Raw genomic sequence first — 13,718 nt, forward strand, 5'->3', positions numbered from 1 at the left:
AGCAGCTTTTTTGTGACAAGCCATTCAAAACTGGCACGCCCCCTGCAATAACCCAATCACTACCCAGTTTCGGGGACCTTGGTACAGGCAGGCCGGGGATTCCCCTCTTTTATACCGGGCTCATCGAGCCCACTGTTTTGGGGGCCTTGATACAGGCAGGTCAAGGTTTCCCTTCTTTACACCAGGGCTGGACCTTCGCGGCAAGCCCTCCCGTTTTGGGGACCTTGGTACAGGCAGGCCGGGGATTCCCTCTTTTATTGCTCCTGGAGACGGACCTCCAGCCGCCAGCGGTCATCGACCTCGCTGGCGGTCCACGCTCCGCGCAACGGACGCGCCGCCACCAACGTCAGCAACAACCCCTTGTCACTCAACCGCACCCGCCAGTTCACGTCCTTGCCGTTGAGCTTTAACTGGCCGTTCTGCGGTCGACCTCCTGCTTCGAACAACAACGCGACCGAACCGTCGACGACCTCCCCGTGCAACTTGGGTTCGGTGTTGAACCAGGCCACCACACCACCGTCAGCCACCTCGACCTGCTGCAGCACGCTCGGCTCGGGCGTGGTCAAGCGTCCGATCATCAGCCCGACCATCATGCCGAAGATCGCCAACGAGCCCATCACCCGAGGCATTAGCTTCGAACGTCGGTCGGTTTGCAGCGTAGAATGCCGCTCATCTTCATCTGCGGAGCCGTGCATGTTTCACGTCATCCTTTTTCAACCGGAAATTCCGCCGAATACCGGCAATGTCATCAGGCTGTGCGCCAACAGCGGCTGCCACCTGCATTTGATCGAACCGCTGGGCTTCGACATGGACGACAAGCGCCTGCGCCGTGCCGGTCTCGACTACCACGAGTATGCCACCTTGCAGCGTCACGCCGACCTTGCCAGCTGTCTGGAAAGCCTCGGGCATCCGCGCCTGTTCGCCTTTACCACCAAGGGTTCGCGGCCATTCCATGACGCCAGCTTCGTCGCTGGCGATGCGTTCCTGTTCGGCCCGGAAAGCCGTGGCCTGCCGGCCGACGTGCTGGACGCCCTGCCCGCCGATCAGCGCCTGCGCCTACCGATGCGCGAAGGCTGCCGCAGCCTGAACCTGTCCAATACCGTGGCAGTGGCGGTTTATGAGGCGTGGCGGCAGAACGGCTTCCGGTAACAAGATTGATAATCCCAGACCAGAAACCCCTGTGGGAGCGAGCCTGCTCGCGATAGCGGTGTCTCAGTCAACTCACGACTGACAGACATAACGCTATCGCGAGCAGGCTCGCTCCCACAGGTTTTGCGTCTTGGCTTACAAGCGCGAGACCGCTTACTGAACGGTCACGTCGCCTTCTTGCTGCATGCGCTGCAGCTCTTGCGCATACAGGGCATCGAAGTTCACAGGGGCCAGCATCAGGGCCGGGAACGAACCGCGGGTGACCAGGCTGTCCAGGGTTTCGCGGGCGTAAGGGAACAGGATATTCGGGCAGAACGCGCCGAGGGTGTGGCTCATCGAAGCGGCATCCAGGTTCTTGATCAGGAAGATCCCGGCCTGTTGTACTTCGGCGATGAACGCCACTTCGTCACCGTTTTTCACGGTAACCGACAGGGTCAGCACCACTTCGTGGAAGTCATCTTCCAGGGCTTTCTGGCGAGTGTTCAGGTCCAGGCCTACGCTCGGCTCCCACTGCTGGCGAAAGATCGCCGGGCTTTTCGGGGCTTCGAAGGACAGGTCACGTACGTAAATGCGCTGCAAGGAGAATTGCGGTGCGGTTTCTTCTTCGCTGGCAGCTGTGTTCTGTTGGTCAGTCATCGCAGATCCTTCTTACTTTCAGGTTCTTTAAGTGGGGAATTCAGGCCTTGAGCAGTGCGTCGAGCTTGCCGGCGCGCTCCAGGGTGAACAGTTCATCGCAACCGCCCACGTGGGTGCTGCCGATCCATATCTGCGGCACGGACGTGCGCCCGGCCTTCTGGGTCATTTCGGCGCGCAGTTGCGGCTTGCCGTCGACCTTGATCTCTTCGAAGGCGACGCCTTTGTTCTGGAGCAGGAACTTGGCTCTGGAACAATAGGGGCAGTAATCGCTGGAATAGACAACGACGTGGGACATTTCACTTCACCAGGGGCAGATTGTCGGCTTTCCAGCTCGCAACACCGCCGGACAACTTGGCGGCGGTGAAACCGGACTTCATCAGCTCGCGGGCGTGGGTGCCGGCGTGCTGGCCTTGGGCATCTACCAGGATCAGCGTCTTGACCTTGTGCTTTTCCAGCTCGCCGATACGGGCGATCAGTTTGTCCTGGGGGATATTCACCGCCCCGACAATGTGGCCAGCGGCGTAATCCTTGCTCGGGCGGATGTCCACCACCACGCCGGCATCCTTGTTGACCAGCGCCGTCAGCTCGGCGGTGCTCAGGCTGCGGCCGCCGCCCTGCATCGTGTGGGCAAGCAGCAATGCCAGCAGCACGACGAAGATACCGACGAGAAGGTAGTGGGTAGTGGCAAATTCAATCAGGTGAGCAACCATCGAAGGAGGTTCCAGGGCGTTAAAATGTCGGCCAGTATACACAGCACACAAGGCCGGCCAAACCCCGCCCGGCGGTGACGCCGTCGGAACTTACCTTTAAACTGCCCGTCCCTTTTGCATCGTCTTCTTTATTAACCCGCCACGAGTGGATTCCATGACTACCACGCCTAAACCTTTGGTCCTGATGATTCTCGACGGCTTCGGTCACAGTGACAGCCACGAATCCAACGCCGTGTATTCGGCCAACAAGCCAGTGCTGGACCGTTTGTGGGCCACCGTGCCCAACGGCCTGATCTCCGGCAGCGGTATGGACGTCGGCCTGCCTGACGGGCAGATGGGCAACTCCGAAGTCGGCCACATGAACCTCGGCGCCGGCCGCGTGGTGTATCAGGACTTCACCCGCGTGACCAAATCGATCCGCGACGGTGAGTTCTTCGAAAACCCGACCATCTGCGCCGCCGTGGATAAAGCCGTGGCCGCCGGCAAGGCCGTGCATTTCATGGGCCTGCTGTCCGACGGTGGCGTGCACAGCCACCAGGACCACCTGATCGCCATGGCCGAACTGGCCTTCAAGCGCGGCGCCGAGCAGGTCTACCTGCACGCGTTCCTCGATGGCCGCGACACGCCACCGAAAAGTGCCACGTCGTCGATCGAACGCCTGGACGCAGCGTTCCAGGGACTCGGCAAAGGGCGCATCGCCAGTCTCATTGGCCGCTATTACGCCATGGACCGTGACAACCGTTGGGACCGCGTGTCCCAGGCCTACAACCTGATTGTTGACGGCAGCGCCGAATTCAACGCCGCCACCGCCCAGGAAGGCCTGCAAGCCGCCTACGAGCGCGGCGAAAGCGACGAATTCGTCAAGGCCACCACCATCGGTGAGCCGGTGAAGGTTGAAGACGGCGACGCCGTGGTGTTCATGAACTTCCGCGCCGACCGCGCTCGCGAACTGACCCGCGTGTTTGTCGAAGACGACTTCAAGGAGTTCGCACGCGCTCGCCAGCCGAAACTGGCCGGTTTCGTGATGCTGACCCAATACGCCGCCAGCATCCCCGCGCCATCGGCCTTCGCCGCCGGCAGCCTGGAAAACGTGCTGGGCGACTACCTGGCGAAGAACGGCAAGACCCAACTGCGCATCGCCGAGACCGAAAAGTACGCCCACGTGACGTTCTTTTTCTCCGGCGGCCGTGAAGAACCCTTCCCGGGCGAAGAACGCATTCTGATCCCCTCGCCAAAAGTCGCCACCTACGACCTGCAACCGGAGATGAGCGCGCCGGAAGTGACCGACCGCATCGTCGACGCCATTGAGAACCAGCGTTACGACGTGATCGTGGTCAACTACGCCAACGGCGACATGGTGGGCCACAGCGGTGTGTTCGAGGCAGCGGTCAAGGCCGTGGAGTGCCTGGACACCTGCGTCGGCCGTATCGTCGAAGCCCTGGAAAAGGTCGGCGGCGAAGCCCTGATCACAGCCGACCACGGCAACGTCGAGCAGATGTCCGACGAATCCACCGGCCAGGCCCACACCGCCCACACCACCGAACCGGTGCCGTTCATCTATGTTGGCAAGCGCAACTTCAAGGTCCGCGACGGCGGGGTGCTGGCTGACGTGGCACCGACCATGCTGATGTTGCTGGACATGGAGAAGCCGGCGGAGATGACCGGGACGTCGATCCTGGTCTGATTGATCCATCAATCCGCAAACCCAGTGGGAGCAAAGCGTGCTCGCGATAGCAATCTGACAATCTGCATCTTTGTTGGATGGGCTGATGTCATCGCGAGCAAGCTTTGCTCCCACTGGGGGTTGGCGGGAAATGACCACCCTGCACCGCTCCAGTTATCACACAGCCCCAAATGGGCGTTTTTTTTGCGGCGTGGGGCGGGCATACTAGGCCGTCCCTTTCCCTGGTGTCGCCCGCCTCTATGCTTCGCGTCCTGATAGCCCTCGCTCTGACCTGCCTGCTCCAACCGGCCTTTGCCGACGAGCGCGCGCAAACCCAACAGCAGTTGGAAGCCACGCGCCAGGACATTGCCGAGCTGAAAAAGCTGCTGGGCAAGTTGCAGGAAGAGAAATCCAGCGTGCAGAAAGACCTGCGCGGCACCGAGACCGAGATGGGCGATCTGGAGAAACAGGTCGAGTCCCTGCAAAAAGAGCTGAAAAAAAGCGAATCCGAGTTGCAGCGACTCGATGGAGAGAAAAAAAAACTCCAGAGCGCGCGCACTGAACAGCAAAAGCTGATTGCCATCCAGGCTCGGGCCGCCTACCAGAACGGTCGCCAGGAATACCTCAAGTTGCTGCTCAACCAGCAGAACCCCGAGAAATTCGCCCGTACCCTCACTTATTACGATTACCTGAGCCAGGCACGCCTGGAACAGCTCAAGAGCTTCAACGAAACCCTGCGCCAACTGGCCAATGTCGAAAAAACCATCGAACTGCAGCAAGCCCAGTTGCTGGTGCAAAAAAGCAGCCTCGACACCCAGCGCGAAGAACTCGAGAAGGTTCGCAAGGAACGCCAGGTGGCCCTGGCCAAGCTCAATGACGACGTGAAGGCTCGCGACAGCAAGCTCAAGGCCCGCGAGCAGGACCAGGCACAGCTGGCCAAGGTGTTGAAAACCATCGAAGAAACCCTGGCCCGCCAGGCCCGAGAGGCAGAAGAAGCGCGCCAGAAAGCGCTGATCGCCCAGCAGCAAGCCGAAAAAAAGCGTTTGCGTGAAGCCCAGGCCGACGCGGACGCCGGCCAAGCGCCGCGCAAGTCGATGAAATCAAGCCCCGGCGCGCTGGTTTCCAGTGGTGGCGAAACCTTTGGCGGTGCTTTTGCTTCGACTCGCGGCAAACTTCCGTGGCCGGTCAATGGTCGATTACTGGCGCGCTTTGGTGAAACCCGCGGCGGCGACACCCGCACCAAATGGGACGGCGTGATGATCAGCGCCTCCGCTGGCAGCCAGGTGCATGCCGTTCATGGCGGGCGCGTGGTCTTCGCCGACTGGCTGCGCGGTGCCGGCCTGCTGGTGATCCTGGATCACGGCAACGGTTATTTGAGCCTGTACGGCCACAACCAGACGCTGCTCAAGTCCGCAGGGGATGTGGTCAAGGCCGGTGAGTCCATTTCCACGGTCGGTAACAGTGGCGGGCAGCAGATGCCAGCACTGTATTTCGCTATTCGTCAGCAGGGTCGCCCCAGTGACCCGGCCCAATGGTGTCGTGCGCAAGGATAAGCGCGCCCATCCTATTAAGGAGTTCGTTCGACATGCTGCATTTGTCCCGCCTTACCTCGCTGACCCTGACGATCGCCCTTGTGATCGCAGCGCCCCTGGCTTTCGCCGCCGAACCGACCCCGTCGGCACCCGCCGCCACAGCCGCGACCACCAAGGCCCCGCTGCCGCTGGACGAACTGCGCACTTTTGCCGAGGTCATGGACCGGATCAAGGCCGCCTACGTCGAACCTGTGGATGACAAGATGCTGCTGGAGAACGCCATCAAAGGCATGCTCAGCAACCTCGATCCGCATTCGGCCTACCTGGGGCCAGAGGACTTTGCCGAGCTGCAGGAAAGCACCAGCGGCGAATTCGGCGGCCTGGGCATCGAAGTCGGCAGCGAAGACGGTTTCGTCAAAGTGGTTTCGCCGATCGACGATACACCCGCTTCCAAGGCTGGCATCCAGGCCGGTGACTTCATCGTCAAGATCAACGGCCAGCCGACCCGCGGCCAGAGCATGACCGAAGCCGTGGACAAGATGCGCGGCAAGATCGGCCAGAAGATCACCCTGACCCTGGTGCGCAACGGTGGCGCGCCGTTCGATGTGACCCTCACGCGGGCGGTCATCCAGGTCAAGAGTGTGAAGAGCCAGCTGCTGGAGTCGGGCTACGGTTATATCCGCATTACCCAATTCCAGGTCAAGACCGGCGAAGAAGTCGCCAAGGCCCTGGCCAAGATGCGCAAGGACAACGGCAAGAAGCTCAATGGCCTGGTCCTGGACCTGCGCAACAACCCCGGCGGCGTGCTGCAATCGGCAGTGGAAGTAGTGGATCACTTCATCACCAAGGGCCTGATCGTCTACACCAAGGGTCGCATCGCCAATTCCGAGCTGCGCTTCTCGGCCACCGGCAACGACCTGAGCGAAGCCGTGCCAATGGTGGTACTGATCAACGGCGGCAGCGCCTCGGCATCGGAAATCGTCGCCGGCGCTCTGCAAGACCAGAAGCGTGGCGTGATCATGGGCACGACCAGTTTCGGCAAGGGCTCGGTGCAGACCGTATTGCCACTGAACAACGACCGCGCCCTGAAAATCACCACCGCGCTGTACTTCACGCCCAACGGCCGCTCTATCCAGGCCCAGGGCATCGTCCCGGACATCGAGGTGCGCAAGGCCAAGATCACCAACGAGCAGGACAGCGAATACTTCAAGGAAGCCGACCTGCAAGGTCACCTGGGCAATGGCAACGGCGGCGCCGACAAACCGACCGTTTCCGGTGTCAAGGCCAAGCCAATGCCACAGGATGACGACTACCAGTTGGCCCAGGCCTTGAGCTTGCTCAAAGGGTTGAACATCACGTCCGGCCGCTGAGATGAGCCTGCGTTTCACCTTCATCCTGCTGTGCCTGCTGACGGGCGCCGTTAACGCGGCGCCTGCCACACCCTCTTCGCCGCACAAGGCCTACCTGAGCCTGATCATCGATGACCTGGGGCAAAACCTGCCTCGGGATCGCCGGGTACTGGCCCTCCCCGGCCCGGTCACCGCCGCGATCATGCCTGACACACCCCACGCCGCCGAATTCGCCCGCGAAGCCCATCGTGCCGGCAAACTGGTCATGCTGCACATGCCCATGGACCCGGCCACCGGACCGTTCGCCTGGCATCCGGAGCTGCCCATCGAAGAGCTGGGCAAGCGCCTCGACGCCGCGTTCGCTGCCGTGCCTTATACCAGCGGGATCAACAACCACATGGGCAGCCGCATGACTGCCCAACCCCAAGCCATGACCTGGCTGATGGCGAATTTACAGCAGCGACACAAGTTTTTCGTCGACAGCCGCACCAGCGCCCAGACAGTCGCCGCCGCCGAGGCGCAGAAAATCGGCCTCGCCAGTGTGTCGCGGGACGTGTTCCTGGACGACGAGCGCACCGAAGTCGCCATCGCCCACCAGCTCCAAACCGCCATCGACCTGGCTCGCCGGCAAGGCTCGGCCGTGATGATCGGCCATCCCTACCCACAGACCCTGGCGGTGCTCGAACGCGAACTGCCCCGGCTCCAGGCCCAGGGCATCGAGTGGATCGACATCCAATCGATGATCAGCCTGCGCAGCAATCGCGCGATGGCCGGGCATGGGAAAGATGGGGTTTATCGGTAGCGGCGACCGCGTTGCCGCCATCGCGAGCAATTTCCCACAGTGGGCCTATGGTAGGCACCGCACCTGTGAACCCCCAAGCAACCTTGTGGGAGCGGGTTGGTCGAAAGTCATGTGCCCACCGCAGATCCAGCGTGGGAGCTAGCCTGCTCGCGATAGCGGTGGCGCAGTCTTCAGAGATAGCGCGCCATGATCGCGTCCACCGCACCTTCCTTGCGCAGCTCATCCAGGGCCGCTTGAAGGCGGGCGACCACGTCGTCGGGCACGTTTTTGTTCAACGCCAGGTACAACTGGGCACTGTTGAACCGCAGCACGGTCTTGAGATCGTCCACCCCTTCCTGACGCGCCAGGTATCGCCCGGCCGGGTCCCCGGTGGCCCACAGATCGATCTGGCCGCTGACCAGTTTTCTGGCGTTGTCCTGATCCCGTAATACGACAATCGGCTTCAGTCCCTGCCTGGCCAATGTCTCGGCAATCGCGTCGCCTTTATAGGCCCCGATCCGGTATTGACGCGCCTGCTCCAACGAGTCCAGGGAAATCTTGCTGTCGGCCTTGGCGAGCATGATCCAGTCGTCCGGACCAATCGGACCGACCCATTTGAAGAGTTTTTCACGCTCGGGCAATCGCGCCGTGACAAACACGCCGTACCCGGGATTATCCAGGGCCAGTTTATAAATTCGCTCCCACGGGAAACGCAGCGTCAGGCTGTAGCTGATATCGGCACGCTTGAATATCTCGCGGACAATATCCACCGCGATGCCATTGATGTTCTCGTCCTGAGCGAAGTTTTTGCCATTCTTGGCCATGTTGTAGGGCGGGAAATTTTCCGTCAGCAACACCAGGCCGACGTCACGGCGATCTTGAGCTTGTGCCCCGTTGAAGAACAACAAAGAGGCACTGGCAAGAACCAAAAGAATGCGTCTGAACATGTCTGGCTACCCGAATCCATGGCGTGCCCAAGAGTGCCTCGGGCCCGCGAGCATGTCCACAGCCCTTTGCTGCCCAGGCGGCTCAACGACTCAAAATATAATAGAGCACTCTCACCGTTGAGGTAACTATTTACCGCCAACCGTCAGCCCCTACCTGATTAATTGGAGAACACCGGCCACTGCCGGTTTTCATTCAACTAACCAAAGGTGTCACTCGATGAAATCGATCTTCTTTCTGCTGACCGGCCTGTTCTGCTCGCTGAGTTTGCAGGGTATCGCCCACAGCCAGGACTTAGGCGAAGGCATGCAAAATTTTACGGCCTCAAAGGTTCTTGAAAACGCGGATGGATCACACAACCACTGGCGAGGCGTCGGACGCCTGTTTACCGACGGCTTTTGTACCGCGACGCTCCTCGACACTCAGGATGCATCGGTACCCCAACCAACACCCGCCTATGTACTTACTTCAGGACACTGTATCGAAAAAGGCAACGGCAACATCGTGACGGATAAACCGGTCAGCGGGGTCATGCAGTTCGATTACTTCGCCGACACCGAATTATTCAAAACCTACGCGCTGAAAAAGGTGGCATGGAGCAGTATGCAAGGCGTTGATCTGGCGATCATAGAATTGGACGTCAGCCTTCAGAAACTCATCGAGGAAGGTATACAGCCCCTGGAGCTGGCCCGACAAAAGCCTGCCGACGGGACTGATGTTCTGATCGTGAGTGCCCCACTGGGTTTCAACAAAATCACATTGCGCATGGCTGCCTGCACTTTGCAGCCTGCTCGGGAAATAGTGGAAGGCCCATGGGTATGGCGAAACAACGTGATGACGCGCTGTCAGGATATAGCCGGCGGCAGTGAAGGGGGGCCGATTCTTGATCGTCACTCCAACGAGATAATAGGCGTAATAGGCACCGGTAACCAGGCGGCCGGTTTCGCTCCATGCGACGAAAATGCACCCTGTACGCGGGTTGGGGATGTCTATAAAGCCATTCCCCAAAACGTTTATGGGAACCCGACAATCTTTCTCAACGGATGCTTTGTACAAGGCCACATTGCCAATGAGGCAACTTCCTCTTGCCCGCTTTATCCAGTGTTTACCGTGAGTGCTGATACCAACGAGCCGGCAAGGTACAAGAGGCTCAAAAAACGGGATGACGGGACAACGGAGATTCCGACATGGGATTACCACTTCTCCATCAGCACCGCTTTTTATCGCCACAAGACCGTGCGCGCTGCGAAGGACTGCGAAAGTGGCCATTACTACAGCGACGCGATAAGTTCTAACGACGCGTTTATCAACAGCGAGATTGGCACCCAGCCCGGTTTCTATTTCCTTTGCATTCTTGGCGTTGATTCCGCGACTCAAGGAGCGCAGGTCGGACTCCTCAAGAATGGACTATCCCTTGCGGTGGAAGTCCTCGATGACACGCCAACGGCGCAGCCCGATTTGTCGATCAGCAGCGGAGTCGGTGTGGAGCTGGCACGCGGTAACGAGTACCGGACCTACACCGTCAAATTTGGCCCGCTGGACACCACAGATTGTTCAAGGGATGAGCAATATTCTACCGACACCGACATGGATTTCTGGTTTCCGGATGCAGAACTGCCGATGAAGTTCTGCACCATCGCCTACGACAAATCCGGACAGGCATCCGAGCCGAGGGTCGACGTGCTGAGCCCTACGACTGGCGCACAAAACGCCACCCCGGTTGCCCCCTGACGTGAGCACCGGGGCTTGTCTGTGCACGCTTATCGAATGACGATTCCGCGATGCGCCATGTAGGCCTTGGCTTCCGGCACGGTATATTCGCCAAAGTGGAAAATGCTCGCCGCCAGTACCGCACTGGCATGGCCTTCAAGGATGCCATCGGCCAGGTGCTGCAGATTGCCGACGCCGCCGGAGGCGATGACCGGAATGCCCAGGGCATCGCTGATGGCGCGGGTGACGCCCAGGTCGAAACCGTTTTTCATGCCGTCCTGGTCCATGCTGGTCAGCAGAATCTCACCGGCGCCCAGGCCTTCCATCTTCTTCGCCCACTCGACGGCATCGAGGCCCGTGGCTTTACGACCGCCGTGGGTGAAGATTTCCCAGCGCGGGGTTTCGCCCGGGCCAGAGACCTTCTTCGCGTCAATGGCCACAACGATGCACTGCGAACCGAAGCGCTGGGCCGCTTCACCGACGAATTCCGGGTTGAACACCGCCGCGGTGTTGATCGACACCTTGTCGGCACCGGCATTGAGCAGGTTGCGGATGTCCTGCACAGTGCGTACACCACCGCCCACGGTCAGCGGGATGAATACCTGGCTGGCCATGCGCTCGACGGTATGGAGCGTGGTATCGCGGCCATCGACGCTGGCCGTGATGTCGAGGAAGGTAATCTCGTCCGCACCCTGTTCGTCGTAGCGACGGGCGATTTCCACCGGGTCGCCAGCGTCACGGATGTTCTCGAACTTGACGCCCTTGACCACCCGGCCGTTGTCCACGTCCAGGCAAGGGATGATGCGTTTGGCCAGCGCCATGGTGAGTCCTCAGCCGTTGTAGGCGTCGCAGAAGGCCTGGGCCTCGGCGACGTCCAGGGTGCCTTCGTAGATCGCGCGACCGGTGATCGCACCGATGATGCCCGGCGCCTTGGCGTCGAGCAGCGCCTTGATGTCACCCAGGTTGTGGATGCCACCGGAAGCAATGACCGGGATTTTCGTGGCGGCGGCCAGGGCGGCGGTGAACGGGACATTGCAGCCCTGCATCATGCCGTCTTTGGCGATGTCGGTGTAGACGATGGCAGACACGCCGTCGGCTTCGAAACGCTTGGCCAGGTCGATCACCTGTACGGTGCTGACTTCAGCCCAGCCGTCGGTGGCGACGAAACCGTCTTTTGCGTCCAGGCCAACGATGACCTTGCCCGGGAAAGCCCGGCAGGCTTCGGCGACGAACTCAGGCTCCTTCACCGCCTTGGTGCCGATGATCACGTAGCTCACGCCGGCCTTGACGTAGTGCTCGATGGTTTCCAGCGAGCGAATACCGCCGCCGATCTGGATCGGCAGGTTCGGATAGCGCTTGGCAATGGCCGTGACCACTTCGCCATTGACCGGTTGCCCTTCAAAGGCGCCGTTCAGGTCGACCAGATGCAGGCGACGGCAGCCGCCCTCCACCCACTTGGCGGCCATGCTCACCGGGTCATCGGAAAACACCGTGGAGTCTTCCATGCGGCCCTGACGCAGACGTACGCAAGCGCCGTCCTTGAGATCGATAGCGGGGATAATCAGCATCTGGCAAACCTTCAAATACGAATATTCAGCTTGGCTCGAAAATCAGTTTTTCTCGAGCGCCCACAAGTCGCTTTCAATGCTTTCGAACCTTTCTTTAAGGTGCGTCTGCACATCGAAAATCGCCCTGTTGTAATAGTGCGGAGCAATTTCGCGGGTAAACAGGTCAAGAATTTCCGCTGCTTCGAACGAACCCAGGTCCAGTTCGAAACGTTCCTCCATGAACCGCTGGATCTTGCGGTTCGCTTCACTCTCCTGCTCGGGCGTGAGGGTGAGGATCGGCGGCTTCTTGCGGGCCATTACCAGCCCCCGTCCCACGCTGCGAAGTTCTGCAACAGCTGCAGGCCATGGGTATGGCTCTTCTCCGGGTGGAACTGCACGGCGAAGCGCGAACCATCGGCCAGGGCCGCGGCGAAATCGACGCCATAGTGACCGCTGCCCACCACCTGCCGCGCATTGCCGGCCGCGATGTAATAGCTGTGCACGAAATAGAAACGCGCCAGGTCCGGGATGTTGTGCCACAGCGGGTGATCCACCGTCTGTTTCACTTCATTCCAGCCCATGTGCGGAACCTTCAGGTGCTCGCCGTCTTCATGCAGGCCCTTGCCAAAAAATTTCACTTGGCCTGGGAACATGGCAATGCAATCGACGCCGTCGTTCTCTTCGCTGCTTTCGAGCAAGGCTTGCATGCCCACGCAGATGCCGAGAAACGGACGGTCCTGGCTGACTTCGTGCACCAGCTTGTCGAAGCCCAGGCGACGAATCTCGGCCATGCAATCACGAATCGCACCGACGCCGGGGAACACCACCCGGTCGGCTTCGCGAATCACGTCCGCATCGCTGGTGATCAGCACCTTGCCGGCGCCCACGTGCTCGAGGGCCTTGGCCACCGAGTGCAGATTGCCCATGCCGTAGTCGATAACCGCGACCGTCTGCATTACAGGACGCCCTTGGTGGAAGGCATCTGGCCGGCCATGCGGTCATCGAGCTCAACGGCCATGCGCAGCGCGCGGCCGAAAGCCTTGAACACGGTTTCGATCTGGTGGTGGGTGTTGTGCCCGCGCAGGTTGTCGATGTGCAGGGTCACGTTGGCGTGGTTGACGAAGCCCTGGAAGAACTCCTGGAACAGGTCAACGTCGAAGCCGCCGACGGTGGCGCGGGTGTACGGCACATGCATCTGCAGGCCCGGACGGCCGGAGAAATCGATGACCACGCGCGACAGCGCTTCATCGAGCGGCACGTAGGCATGGCCGTAACGACGGATGCCCTTCTTGTCGCCGATGGCTTTGGTAAAGGCCTGGCCCAAGGTGATACCGACGTCTTCCACCGTGTGGTGGTCGTCGATATGCAGGTCGCCCTTGCTGACGATGTCCAGGTCGATCAGCCCATGACGGGCGATCTGGTCCAGCATGTGCTCAAGAAAAGGCACACCGATATCAAACCGGGCCTTTCCGGTGCCATCCAGGTTGATCGAGGCTTTGATCTGGGTTTCCAGAGTGTCGCGCTCGACAGACGCCTTACGTTCGGCCATCACCAGCTCCGCAAAATCATTGGGCGAAAAAGGCAGCCATTATAGGGGCGCGAGCGGCAAACAGAAACACAAGAGGTGAGATCGGTGACGGGCTGAATCCCGGGCTGTCGGTGATAGACATGTCCATACAAGCCATCCCGTTTGAAA

At 60.3% G+C, this 13,718-nt stretch carries 16 protein-coding genes; 6 read left to right on the plus strand and 10 right to left on the minus strand.

Annotated features, from left to right (window positions below):
- Nucleotides 1-254 precede the first annotated feature (254 nt).
- Entirely contained in the window at nucleotides 255-695 is a 441-nt protein-coding gene (locus AACY31_RS01835) for a hypothetical protein (protein WP_339481104.1), read from the minus strand.
- Here AACY31_RS01835 and trmL point away from each other — a divergent pair.
- Nucleotides 694-1,149 carry a tRNA (uridine(34)/cytosine(34)/5-carboxymethylaminomethyluridine(34)-2'-O)-methyltransferase TrmL gene (trmL, locus tag AACY31_RS01840; protein ID WP_339481105.1) on the plus strand — a complete coding sequence of 152 codons (456 nt, stop codon included), beginning with the start codon at nucleotides 694-696 and terminating at the stop codon, nucleotides 1,147-1,149. The two genes, AACY31_RS01835 and trmL, sit on opposite strands and share 2 nt — an antisense overlap.
- A gap of 153 nt (nucleotides 1,150-1,302) precedes the next feature.
- On the opposite strand, the gene secB is transcribed toward trmL, so the two are convergent.
- The 3 genes from secB to AACY31_RS01855 are packed head-to-tail and all read right to left on the minus strand — an operon-like array spanning nucleotide 1,303 to nucleotide 2,495.
- A complete protein-coding gene (gene secB / locus AACY31_RS01845; RefSeq protein ID WP_339481107.1) occupies nucleotides 1,303-1,785 on the minus strand; it encodes a protein-export chaperone SecB in 483 nt (160 codons plus the stop codon).
- Nucleotides 1,786-1,825: 40 nt separating this feature from the next.
- On the minus strand, nucleotides 1,826-2,080 hold the full coding sequence (gene grxC / locus AACY31_RS01850; RefSeq protein ID WP_339481108.1) for a glutaredoxin 3: 255 nt from the start codon (nucleotides 2,078-2,080) through the stop codon (nucleotides 1,826-1,828).
- Nucleotide 2,081: 1 nt separating this feature from the next.
- The gene (locus tag AACY31_RS01855; protein ID WP_339481110.1) at nucleotides 2,082-2,495 is read right to left on the minus strand and encodes a rhodanese-like domain-containing protein; all 414 of its coding nucleotides are present in this window, start codon (nucleotides 2,493-2,495) and stop codon (nucleotides 2,082-2,084) included.
- A 154-nt stretch (nucleotides 2,496-2,649) separates the two neighbouring features.
- Between AACY31_RS01855 and gpmI the strand changes: the two genes are divergently transcribed.
- From gpmI to AACY31_RS01875, 4 genes are all read left to right on the plus strand, one after another.
- Nucleotides 2,650-4,179 (plus strand): 2,3-bisphosphoglycerate-independent phosphoglycerate mutase, encoded by a 1,530-nt coding sequence (gpmI, locus tag AACY31_RS01860; protein ID WP_339481111.1) that lies wholly within the window; start codon nucleotides 2,650-2,652, stop codon nucleotides 4,177-4,179.
- Between the two features lie 239 nt (nucleotides 4,180-4,418).
- Nucleotides 4,419-5,711, plus strand: a complete 1,293-nt coding sequence (locus tag AACY31_RS01865) for a murein hydrolase activator EnvC family protein (RefSeq protein ID WP_339491356.1) — start codon at nucleotides 4,419-4,421, stop codon at nucleotides 5,709-5,711.
- A gap of 32 nt (nucleotides 5,712-5,743) precedes the next feature.
- Nucleotides 5,744-7,060, plus strand: coding sequence for a S41 family peptidase (locus AACY31_RS01870; RefSeq protein ID WP_339503747.1), 1,317 nt, complete (start codon nucleotides 5,744-5,746; stop codon nucleotides 7,058-7,060).
- Nucleotide 7,061: 1 nt separating this feature from the next.
- Nucleotides 7,062-7,841 (plus strand): divergent polysaccharide deacetylase family protein, encoded by a 780-nt coding sequence (locus tag AACY31_RS01875; RefSeq protein ID WP_339503749.1) that lies wholly within the window; start codon nucleotides 7,062-7,064, stop codon nucleotides 7,839-7,841.
- Between the two features lie 170 nt (nucleotides 7,842-8,011).
- On the opposite strand, the gene AACY31_RS01880 is transcribed toward AACY31_RS01875, so the two are convergent.
- Nucleotides 8,012-8,767, minus strand: a complete 756-nt coding sequence (locus tag AACY31_RS01880; protein WP_339481117.1) for a substrate-binding periplasmic protein — start codon at nucleotides 8,765-8,767, stop codon at nucleotides 8,012-8,014.
- Between the two features lie 217 nt (nucleotides 8,768-8,984).
- Between AACY31_RS01880 and AACY31_RS01885 the strand changes: the two genes are divergently transcribed.
- A complete protein-coding gene (locus AACY31_RS01885; protein ID WP_339503751.1) occupies nucleotides 8,985-10,496 on the plus strand; it encodes a trypsin-like serine peptidase in 1,512 nt (503 codons plus the stop codon).
- Between the two features lie 29 nt (nucleotides 10,497-10,525).
- Here the strand turns inward: AACY31_RS01885 and hisF are convergent, their stop codons facing one another.
- Genes hisF through hisB form a run of 5 tightly spaced genes read right to left on the minus strand, consistent with a single transcriptional unit; the run spans nucleotide 10,526 to nucleotide 13,571 of the window.
- Nucleotides 10,526-11,296: an imidazole glycerol phosphate synthase subunit HisF gene (gene hisF / locus AACY31_RS01890; protein WP_339481120.1), complete on the minus strand. Its 771-nt coding sequence runs from the start codon at nucleotides 11,294-11,296 to the stop codon at nucleotides 10,526-10,528.
- Nucleotides 11,297-11,305: 9 nt separating this feature from the next.
- Entirely contained in the window at nucleotides 11,306-12,043 is a 738-nt protein-coding gene (gene hisA, locus AACY31_RS01895; RefSeq protein ID WP_339481121.1) for a 1-(5-phosphoribosyl)-5-[(5-phosphoribosylamino)methylideneamino]imidazole-4-carboxamide isomerase, read from the minus strand.
- Nucleotides 12,044-12,085: 42 nt separating this feature from the next.
- Nucleotides 12,086-12,340 carry a DUF2164 domain-containing protein gene (locus tag AACY31_RS01900; RefSeq protein WP_003186749.1) on the minus strand — a complete coding sequence of 85 codons (255 nt, stop codon included), beginning with the start codon at nucleotides 12,338-12,340 and terminating at the stop codon, nucleotides 12,086-12,088.
- A complete protein-coding gene (gene hisH, locus AACY31_RS01905) occupies nucleotides 12,340-12,978 on the minus strand; it encodes an imidazole glycerol phosphate synthase subunit HisH (protein ID WP_339503753.1) in 639 nt (212 codons plus the stop codon). Before hisH ends, AACY31_RS01900 begins: the two co-directional genes overlap by 1 nt.
- Nucleotides 12,978-13,571, minus strand: a complete 594-nt coding sequence (gene hisB / locus AACY31_RS01910) for an imidazoleglycerol-phosphate dehydratase HisB (protein ID WP_003186751.1) — start codon at nucleotides 13,569-13,571, stop codon at nucleotides 12,978-12,980. Before hisB ends, hisH begins: the two co-directional genes overlap by 1 nt.
- Nucleotides 13,572-13,718 lie beyond the last annotated feature (147 nt).

Source organism: Pseudomonas sp. RL_105y_Pfl2_101 (genome assembly GCF_963970585.1).
Taxonomy (GTDB): Bacteria; Pseudomonadota; Gammaproteobacteria; order Pseudomonadales; family Pseudomonadaceae; genus Aquipseudomonas.

Excerpts from the sequence above, each read along its gene's own strand:
- AACY31_RS01900 (WP_003186749.1), bottom strand. The coding sequence starts at position 12,340 with ATGGCCCGCAAGAAGCCGCCGATCCTCACCCTCACGCCCGAGCAGGAG.
- AACY31_RS01865 (WP_339491356.1), top strand. The coding sequence starts at position 4,419 with ATGCTTCGCGTCCTGATAGCCCTCGCTCTGACCTGCCTGCTCCAACCG.
- AACY31_RS01855 (WP_339481110.1), bottom strand. The coding sequence starts at position 2,495 with ATGGTTGCTCACCTGATTGAATTTGCCACTACCCACTACCTTCTCGTC.
- AACY31_RS01875 (WP_339503749.1), top strand. The coding sequence starts at position 7,062 with ATGAGCCTGCGTTTCACCTTCATCCTGCTGTGCCTGCTGACGGGCGCC.
- grxC (WP_339481108.1), bottom strand. The coding sequence starts at position 2,080 with ATGTCCCACGTCGTTGTCTATTCCAGCGATTACTGCCCCTATTGTTCC.
- hisH (WP_339503753.1), bottom strand. The coding sequence starts at position 12,978 with ATGCAGACGGTCGCGGTTATCGACTACGGCATGGGCAATCTGCACTCG.
- hisF (WP_339481120.1), bottom strand. The coding sequence starts at position 11,296 with ATGGCGCTGGCCAAACGCATCATCCCTTGCCTGGACGTGGACAACGGC.
- AACY31_RS01885 (WP_339503751.1), top strand. The coding sequence starts at position 8,985 with ATGAAATCGATCTTCTTTCTGCTGACCGGCCTGTTCTGCTCGCTGAGT.
- trmL (WP_339481105.1), top strand. The coding sequence starts at position 694 with ATGTTTCACGTCATCCTTTTTCAACCGGAAATTCCGCCGAATACCGGC.
- secB (WP_339481107.1), bottom strand. The coding sequence starts at position 1,785 with ATGACTGACCAACAGAACACAGCTGCCAGCGAAGAAGAAACCGCACCG.
- gpmI (WP_339481111.1), top strand. The coding sequence starts at position 2,650 with ATGACTACCACGCCTAAACCTTTGGTCCTGATGATTCTCGACGGCTTC.
- hisB (WP_003186751.1), bottom strand. The coding sequence starts at position 13,571 with ATGGCCGAACGTAAGGCGTCTGTCGAGCGCGACACTCTGGAAACCCAG.
- AACY31_RS01870 (WP_339503747.1), top strand. The coding sequence starts at position 5,744 with ATGCTGCATTTGTCCCGCCTTACCTCGCTGACCCTGACGATCGCCCTT.
- AACY31_RS01880 (WP_339481117.1), bottom strand. The coding sequence starts at position 8,767 with ATGTTCAGACGCATTCTTTTGGTTCTTGCCAGTGCCTCTTTGTTGTTC.
- AACY31_RS01835 (WP_339481104.1), bottom strand. The coding sequence starts at position 695 with ATGCACGGCTCCGCAGATGAAGATGAGCGGCATTCTACGCTGCAAACC.
- hisA (WP_339481121.1), bottom strand. The coding sequence starts at position 12,043 with ATGCTGATTATCCCCGCTATCGATCTCAAGGACGGCGCTTGCGTACGT.